The sequence below is a fragment of the Nostoc mirabile CHAB5784 genome (assembly GCF_020829645.1).
In the GTDB taxonomy this organism is placed as follows: domain Bacteria; phylum Cyanobacteriota; class Cyanobacteriia; order Cyanobacteriales; family Nostocaceae; genus Nostoc; species Nostoc mirabile.
This window is the reverse complement of record NZ_JAIVFS010000034.1, coordinates 77,552-82,918: the sequence shown is the minus strand read 5'-3', so window position 1 is coordinate 82,918 and position 5,367 is coordinate 77,552. Positions and strand designations below refer to the sequence as shown.

Below are 5,367 nucleotides of genomic sequence, written 5' to 3'. Positions count from 1 at the left end.
CTGGAAGGCTGCCAGAAAACGAACTAACCAAGGAATTGACTAGTTACCGTGACTCACTCAAAGCTAACGTCAGTGAACAAGGCGAGAAACTCTTAGGTGGTAAGCACATCCAAGGAAAGCTGATGAGTAAAGTAGTAAACCTGCTGTTTCAGGAATTGTGTAAAATAATTCCTCTGACCTGATGCTATTAACCCTTCATCCAACTGAAGGGTTTAAAACCTAAAGTTTCAGTTACCCTGAAGTTAGTTGCCCAGTTAGCATTGACCGTCCCATAGATAGAATCGATGACTCAACAAACTTCTAGAATCTGTATCCTTGGCGGAGGCTTTGGTGGTCTCTACACAGCCTTGCGCTTAAGCCAGTTCCCTTGGGAATCTACGCAAAAACCCGAAATTGTTCTGGTAGATCAAAGCGATCGCTTCCTATTCTCTCCCTTACTTTACGAATTACTCACTGGCGAACTGCAAACCTGGGAAATTGCCCCACCCTTTGAAGAAGTTTTACAAGGCACAGGGGTGCGTTTTTATCAAGGGGTTGTATCTGGAATTGACATCGACCAGAAACTGGTAAATATACATGAAGGGCTGGAAATCCCTTACGATCGCTTAGTGTTGGCGCTAGGAGGTGAAACACCGCTAGATTTAGTGCCTGGTGCAACATCCTACGCCTACCCATTCCGCACAATCTCTGATGTTTATCGTTTGGAAGAACGCCTGCGATTTTTAGAAGAATCGGATGCTGATAAAATTCGGGTGGCGATCGTTGGGGCTGGCTACAGTGGGGTAGAGTTAGCCTGTAAGTTAGCCGACAGACTAGGTGAAAGAGGACGCTTTCGGATCGTTGAAATTGCTGACCAAATTTTGCGAACTTCCCCAGAGTTTAACCGGGAAGCAGCAAAGAAAGCAATAGAAGCCCGTGGCGTGTTTCTTGATTTAGAAACCAAAGTGGAATCAATAGAGCAAAATTCCATTTCCCTAGAGTACAAAAACCAGTTAGACAAGATTCCCGTGGATTTGGTAATTTGGACTGTGGGAACCAGGGTTGCGCCCGTAGTGAAATCTCTTCCCCTCAAGCAAAACCAGCGTGGTCAAATCAGTACTACATCCAATCTGCAAGTCCTCGATCATCCAGAAATCTTTGCCTTGGGAGATTTAGCAGACTCTCATGATATTGAAGGACAGCAAGTTCCCGCTACTGCACAAGCAGCTTTCCAACAAGCTGATTATACTGCTTGGAATATCTGGGCAAGTCTGACGAATCGCCCCCTCCTTCCCTTTCGCTACCAACAGTTAGGAGAAATGATGGCACTAGGCATAGACAACGCCACTCTCACTGGTTTGGGAATTAAACTAGATGGGCCCTTGGCATCCGTCGCCCGGCGGATTGCCTATTTATATAGGTTGCCAACTTTAGACCATCAACTCAAAGTTGGTTTTAATTGGCTAGTGCGTCCGATCATAGAAACACTTTCTAAGTAACTTAAGGTTGGAAATTAGTCATTAGTCATTAGTCATTAGTCATTAGTCATTAGTCAAAATAATTCGTAATTTATAATACTTCGGCTACGCCCTTACTTCGACGCCGCTCAGTACAAGTCGGCTACGCTCTCCCAAGGCTCAGTACAAGTTCGTAATTCGTAATTATTACCCCACGACTTCAGTCGCTTGCTCTGAAATCTGACTTTTCACGGGAAGTCCTCAAGCCCCAAAAAAACGTGACTTTTTCCACAGGCTAATTCTCAATAGCTTTAAGTTAATGAAAATAGCTAACGAAAAAATCAGGGCTTGGAAAACCCTCAAAATGGGCTTTTCCACATACCGTGAAAAGTCAGGCTCTGAAATAAGGAATAAATTTATTTGTCTCCATAAAATGTTAGTTAGTTGCTCTGTACTTTTAATTACGAATTACGAATTACGAATTAGTAATTATTTGGTCATTAGTCATTAGTCATTAGTGACCCTTCCCAGTCCCCAATCCCCAATTCAATCAAACTTTGATGGAACAACCGAAAGTTATTTTTTTAGATGCTGTGGGTACACTCTTCGATGTCAAAGGTAGTGTGGGCAAAGTTTATAGTCAGATAGCCCAGGAATTTGACGTTACAGTTTCAGCCGAAACATTGAATACAGCCTTCATCAAAAGTTTTAAAGCAGCGCCGCCGCCGATATTTCCAGATGCAGAACTGCAAGATATTCCCCAGCGCGAGTTTGATTGGTGGCGGATAATTGCCCTGAACACTTTTGAAAGTGCAGGTGTTCTCAAGGAATTTTCTGACTTTTCGGCTTTCTTTAGCGAACTGTACATCCACTTTGGCACTGCCGAACCGTGGTTTGTCTATCCCGATGTTTTACCAGCTTTAATCAACTGGCGGCGGTTGGGAGTTACTTTGGGGGTGCTGTCCAATTTTGATTCGCGGATTTACTCAGTATTGCAAAGTTTGGGATTGAGAGAGTTTTTTACCTCCGTCACCATTTCTACCCAGGTACGTGCAGCTAAACCCGATCCTCAAATTTTTGCTATTGCCTTAGACAAACATAAATGTTCCCCAGAGGCAGCATGGCATATTGGCGATAGCATTATAGAAGATTACCACGCAGCTAAAGCAGCTGGACTCAGAGGTGTTTGGATTAACCGTGGGAAATGAGAGGATAGATTATCTAGCGATCGCCTCTAAATTGCGGTTCGCTTTTCATTTCCGGCTCATGTTAGGCTAGTTTCGATATCCCGAATAACATTGTCTGATATGACCGTTGCTCAGTCAGCGAAACCCTCTAGTAGTGATATTACGGTGACATTGAAGCGGCTCGTCGCTCTTTTAGAAGAAGATGAAACAGACGAGTATGGAATTTTACAGCCCAGTCAATCCGCCTTTAAATTGGCGATGCGATTAGTCGTAGATGCTTACGAAATAATGGGCGATCGTTTTCCCAAAGCATCGGCTTCGACAGATGAGCAAGGCGGTATTCGACTAACGTGGAGCAAACAGTCACCTGAGTGCGAAGTCCGCTTGATTTGCCCAGCTACAGCCACACAACAGGCTACGCTTTACCATGAGTTGGGAGATGATTATGCAATTGAACCAGATGTGACACCATCTGTGTTAGTGCAGTGGTTGGAGTGGCTCAACCTTGCATGAGTCAGTTTGAGCCATTGCCTGTTGATGCAGTTGTTTATCGAGCGATACTGCGTAAACAATGGATCAATGAGGATACAGGGCGAGTAAAAGCAGATGCTTACTTCTTGCGGGTTGATGAGCCTGGTATTTCGGTCAATCTCGCAAGTGTATGTTCTCCAGAACAGTGTGCTGGGTTATTTCGCAAGTGTTATGCAGTTGCCAGTATTGAAGTTAGACGCATTCGGGAAATTGGATTGGATGTAGAACAGGATTCTATGAACCATGCCAATATTGTTGGTTTACCATATCGAGAAGATAACTTAGTCGAGGCGGAACGATTAGCGGGGTTATTGGCGAAGCGATCGCAAATTGTCTGGCAACCTCAATGATTTTTTTTATTATCACTATATTGATTTTTAATTGATAATGTTACTATAATTTTTGCCTGAAAATTACTAAATTTATTGAACCTTAATTTCAAATGAATTAATCATTTCTTCCACTACTCCTAAGCTCGACTTTATCCATTTTTGTAGCAACGGGAACGCCTAAGCTGAAACCTTTGTGAGACGGTAGTTAAGAAAAATTGCTTTGTTGGGTTAAGCAAAGCGCAACCCAACAAAGCCCCGGAAATGTTAGGTTTCCTTCCTCAAACGCCACTTGCTTCAAGTCGGGAAACCCGCCCAACGCAGTGGCTCCCCAACCTACACAGTTTAAGGTTTTTAGCGTTAACTGAACTGTATTGGGCATAAAACGACTTTTGCAAGAGGTCTATTACAGTTGTGGATAAAATTTAAGTGGAACAGCAGGGTGTATCAGTCAACAATTTTAAGCACATTTGTTTAAAAACTGTTTGGCAACAATTGGACTCCAAAGTACAATCAACACAACTCCAGAACCTAAAATCAAGAACTGAATGTTGTTTGCAAGTCTTTGTTCGGTGTAGATGGAATTATTAACCTGCGTCCAGGGTACTAAAGTTTTGCCCCAAACCAAAAAATCATCAATTACTAGCAATAACCCCAAAGCATAGGACTTTTCCTCACCCCATACTAACGGTAATCCCAAAATTTCAATGATAGCGAGCGTACTCTCAAACAACTGAGTATCTTGATAAGCATGTGCTGGAGCAATACTGACAATTGTACTGGTTGGGCCAATGCCAAAAATAATTGGCCCAGAGTCAACATCTGCGTGACCATCTGCGTTGACGGGATACTCCCTCACTGGGAAAAAGCCTAAAACTGAGGGAACAAACTGTTTGCGAAACTGAGCATACTGCTGTTTTGCAAACTTTGAATCTAATTCTAGTAGAAACGGCAAAAGATAGACTTGACTGGTACCTCGTGCGCCAATCTTAATTTCACCAGTCACAGCGTCAATTTGGTGAGGAATTAAATTTGTTTGTGGGTCAAGATGCTGGCGAGTATAGCTAACCCAACGCCCAATTACTGGCTGATAATTACTATCAAACAATTCATCGTGCAAAGCTAAAGATGCTAAAGCTACGGTTTGGTCACAAGGCCAAGCTTGTCCGGGATAAGCATCAATGGTTACAGTGGGATTTTTTGTAAACGCCTGGGCTAACTCTTGAGATTGGGCACGAAATTGAGTAATATCTTGGAGCGATCGCTCTTTTGGTGACTGAATTTTTAATAGTCCACCCAACAACCGATTACTCCAACCTAAATAAAATACGCCATTAGCAACTTGAGTATCTGCTGTAAAAGGTGCGCGTCCTTGGGGTGTATTTACTTGAGATAAAACCCAACGCACCTCTTTAATTGCTTGTTGGCGAAGAGGTTCGGACTTTGAAGACAAAGCAACATTCACCCAACTGTAACCATAGAGTATATGGCTAAAAAACCATCCTTCTGGGAAAAACGCCTGCATCGTTTTTCCTTCACCTGCATTTAACCGTCGTTTGATGTTCTTTAATTGCATTAGTGCATCAGGACTAAGTTGTCCAGGTGCATAATCTTTGGCTGACACTGTTAATAGGCAAAAATTAACTCGGAGTACAAGTAAACTTATAGTAATAGTTAAGAAGACATAAGTCCAATAGCCAAATTTCTGCAATCTACTCATATTAATTATCTATAACCGATTATTTATACTGTATAGGACTTACGCAAAATATCTCTCAAACTCTTATTTCTCCGTGTCATTCATCCACCTCAAAGACTCATTCATCCACCTCAAAGACTCATTCATCTACCTCAAAGACTCATTCATCTACCTCAAAGACTCAT

At 42.5% G+C, this 5,367-nt stretch carries 5 protein-coding genes and 1 pseudogene; 5 read left to right on the top strand and 1 reads right to left on the bottom strand.

Going from position 1 to position 5,367, the window contains the following annotated elements; genetic code table 11:
* From LC653_RS21655 to LC653_RS21635, 5 genes and pseudogenes are all read left to right on the top strand, one after another.
* Positions 1–182: pseudogene (locus tag LC653_RS21655) on the top strand (IS110 family transposase); the annotation flags it as partial.
* A 102-nt stretch (positions 183–284) separates the two neighbouring features.
* On the top strand, positions 285–1,478 hold the full coding sequence (locus tag LC653_RS21650; RefSeq protein ID WP_229496837.1) for an NAD(P)/FAD-dependent oxidoreductase: 1,194 nt from the start codon (positions 285–287) through the stop codon (positions 1,476–1,478).
* 518 nt (positions 1,479–1,996) lie between these two features.
* Positions 1,997–2,644: an HAD-IA family hydrolase gene (locus tag LC653_RS21645; protein WP_229496836.1), complete on the top strand. Its 648-nt coding sequence runs from the start codon at positions 1,997–1,999 to the stop codon at positions 2,642–2,644.
* A gap of 99 nt (positions 2,645–2,743) precedes the next feature.
* Positions 2,744–3,136 (top strand): hypothetical protein, encoded by a 393-nt coding sequence (locus tag LC653_RS21640; RefSeq protein WP_229496835.1) that lies wholly within the window; start codon positions 2,744–2,746, stop codon positions 3,134–3,136.
* Positions 3,118–3,504: a hypothetical protein gene (locus LC653_RS21635; RefSeq protein WP_229496834.1), complete on the top strand. Its 387-nt coding sequence runs from the start codon at positions 3,118–3,120 to the stop codon at positions 3,502–3,504. The genes LC653_RS21640 and LC653_RS21635 overlap by 19 nt, the downstream gene beginning before the upstream one ends.
* Before the next feature lie 439 nt (positions 3,505–3,943).
* Here LC653_RS21635 and LC653_RS21630 read toward each other — a convergent pair whose 3' ends face one another.
* Positions 3,944–5,203 carry a hypothetical protein gene (locus LC653_RS21630; RefSeq protein ID WP_229496833.1) on the bottom strand — a complete coding sequence of 420 codons (1,260 nt, stop codon included), beginning with the start codon at positions 5,201–5,203 and terminating at the stop codon, positions 3,944–3,946.
* Positions 5,204–5,367 lie beyond the last annotated feature (164 nt).

Coding starts and splice junctions, on each gene's coding strand:
- LC653_RS21650 (WP_229496837.1), top strand. CDS start 285: ATGACTCAACAAACTTCTAGAATCTGTATCCTTGGCGGAGGCTTTGGT.
- LC653_RS21630 (WP_229496833.1), bottom strand. CDS start 5,203: ATGAGTAGATTGCAGAAATTTGGCTATTGGACTTATGTCTTCTTAACT.
- LC653_RS21645 (WP_229496836.1), top strand. CDS start 1,997: ATGGAACAACCGAAAGTTATTTTTTTAGATGCTGTGGGTACACTCTTC.
- LC653_RS21640 (WP_229496835.1), top strand. CDS start 2,744: ATGACCGTTGCTCAGTCAGCGAAACCCTCTAGTAGTGATATTACGGTG.